The following is a 2,540-nucleotide window of genomic DNA, read 5'->3' on the forward strand; positions in this document are numbered from 1 at the left end:
GCGCAGCCGTCGAGCCAGAGGCGGGCGCCGCCCTCCACGGGGGCGTTCGCCAGGGCGAGGGCCACGAGCTGACTGCCCTCGTCCTGCACCCCCGCGCGTCCCTCACGTACCGCGTCGAGCGCGCCGGGCTCACCGCCCTCCGGGAGCCGTACCGCGTACGGGGACCAGCGGCCGGGCAGGCCGTGGCCCTCGCCGAGGGCGTCGAGCAGTTCGCCGGTGGTGGCCCGGCCAGGGCGCGCCACCAAGGTCACCTCGGGGCGTTCGTTGTCCGCCTCCAGCAGGTCCTCGATGCCGGCCCGGCCGCCGCCGAGGGCGTCCCACAGCGCGGAGACGATCCAGCGCGGGTGGGCGTGGACCAGGGCGAGGTGGTCCTCGGGGTCCTCGTCGTAGGCGGGGGCGATCCTCTCCAGCCAGCCGTCGAGGTCGTCCGCGGCGACCTTGCGCAGCACCGCGTTGACGAACTTCGCCCGGCCGTCGCCGAGGACGACCCGCGCGAGTTCCACGCTGGCGCTGACCGCGGCGTGGGTCGGGATGCGGGTGCCCAGCAGCTGGTGGACGCCGAGGGTGAGCACGTCGAGCACCGGCGGGTCGACCTCGCGCAGCGGCCGGTCCACGCACTGGGCGACGATCGCGTCGTAGGTGCCCTGGCGGCGCAGCGTGCCGTAGACCAGCTCCGTGGCGAGCGCGGCGTCGCGGGCGTCGAAGTCCGCGGACTCGCGGGCCTTGCGCAGCAGCGGGGGCAGGACGAGGTTGGCGTACGCGTCCCGTTCGTCGACGGCCCGCAGCGCCTCGAAGGCGAGGACCCGCACCGGGTCCTTCTTCGGGCGGCGGTAGGGCTTGTGGGGACGGCGACGCGGCTGCTGGCTCACGAAAAGGTGCTCCGGATGGGGGAAGGAGTGATGGCCCCAGCGTACGTCGGGGCGGGCGGGCCGGGACGGAACGGCCCAGGTGGGGCGGGAGGGGCGGGCGGTCCGGCCGCCCGCCGTCCGCTACGCGCCGACCAGCTCCCCGTGCTCGATGCGCACCCCGCGCGCCCAGTCGGCGCCCCGCATCGGCTTCTTGCCCTGCGGCTGGACCCACAGCAGTTCCACGGCGTGGCTGCCGGTGCCCGCGTACACCGCCTTCTTCGTGGTGGCGAGCTCGCCCGGTGCCAGCGACGCCCCGTCGTGGCCGGCGGCGGACGCGACGGACATCACCTTGAGGCGCTCGCCGCGGAAGACCGTCCACGCCCCCGGGGCGGGCGAGCAGGCGCGCACCAGCCGGTCGACCCGCAGGGCGGGCGCCGACCAGTCGATCCTGGCGTCCTCGACCTCGATCTTGGGGGCCAGGGAGACGCCGTCGGCGGGCTGGGGCACCGCGTGCAGGGTGCCGTCCTCGATGCCGTCCATCGTGGCGACGAGCAGGCCGGCGCCGGCGAACGCCAGCCGGGTCAGCAGGTCACCGCTGGTGTCGGTGGGCCGCACCTCCTCCGTCAGCACCCCGTAGACGGGGCCGGAGTCCAGGCCCTGCTCGATCAGGAACGTCGAGGCGCCCGTCACCTCGTCGCCCGCGAGCACCGCGTGCTGGACCGGCGCCGCGCCGCGCCACGCCGGCAGCAGCGAGAAGTGCAGGTTGACCCAGCCCCGCGCGGGGATGTCGAGGGCCTTCTTCGGCAGCAGCGCCCCGTAGGCGACGACCGGGCAGCAGTCGGGGGCGATCTCCCGCAGCCGGGCGAGGAACTCCTCGTCCCCCGGCTTGACGGGCTTGAGCACCTCGATGCCCTCCTCCTCCGCCCGTTCGGCGACGGGGCTCGCGACCAGCCGCCGCCCGCGGCCCGCGGGGGCGTCGGGCCGGGTCACCACGGCCACGACCTCGTGCTGGTCCGAGGCGATCAGGGCATCGAGGGCCGGTACGGCGACCTCGGGGGTTCCGGCGAAGACGAGCCTCATGGGTGGCGCACTACCTCTCACACGGTGCGGGACGGCGCACCAGTCTAGGACCTGTCGCAGGTCGCGGACCGTGACGCAAGGGGGCGTACGCGGATGCCCGCGCCCTGGCCGCACGCTCGTACGCCCCCATACCGTGACCAGAGCCACCGCTGCCGCGTTGGTCAAACAGCATTGACCTGTTCCGGGCCAGGGCACCGGCCCGAGGGGTCATCTCCGTCCTTTTCCACGCCGGTTCGAGAGGCTTGCTCATGGCCGACCACGCAACCCACGACGCCCAGGCTCGCGCCAGCCTGCATCTCCTCGTGCGGGACATCGAACGGGTACGTCGGCAGGTGGACGCGCTGCGCACCCTGACCGCGCAGCTCGGCAACGTCTACCGGCCGCGCCGCACCGGGCCCTCCACGGGCTTCGTCGTCTACGGCCGGGCGCCCGCCCCCACGGTGCGCCTCGCCCAGGAACTGCGCGACAGCGTCGAGACGCTGGTGACGGCCGCGGTGGAGTTCGACCGGTCGCTGGGCTTCTCGTGGGACGCGGTGGGGTCCGCGCTCGGGGTCACCAAGCAGGCGGTGCACCGCCGTTACGGCTCCCGCCGGACCGCGGCCGTCACCAGCG

At 74.9% G+C, this 2,540-nt stretch carries 3 protein-coding genes; 1 reads left to right on the forward strand and 2 read right to left on the reverse strand.

Going from position 1 to position 2,540, the window contains the following annotated elements:
- Both AC51EU_RS29465 and fmt read right to left on the reverse strand, forming a co-directional pair.
- Positions 1-869, reverse strand: an 869-nt coding sequence (locus AC51EU_RS29465; RefSeq protein WP_496270148.1) for a transcription antitermination factor NusB, incomplete at its 3' end; no start/stop codon positions are given.
- Positions 870-989: 120 nt separating this feature from the next.
- Entirely contained in the window at positions 990-1,928 is a 939-nt protein-coding gene (gene fmt, locus AC51EU_RS29470) for a methionyl-tRNA formyltransferase (protein ID WP_496270149.1), read from the reverse strand.
- 248 nt (positions 1,929-2,176) lie between these two features.
- On the opposite strand from fmt, the gene AC51EU_RS29475 reads away from it, so the two are divergent.
- Positions 2,177-2,540: hypothetical protein (locus AC51EU_RS29475; protein WP_496270150.1), on the forward strand; the 364-nt coding region annotated here is incomplete at its 3' end.

The sequence above is a fragment of the Candidatus Streptomyces philanthi genome, from assembly GCF_059553635.1.

Coding starts and splice junctions, on each gene's coding strand:
- fmt (WP_496270149.1), bottom strand. CDS start 1,928: ATGAGGCTCGTCTTCGCCGGAACCCCCGAGGTCGCCGTACCGGCCCTC.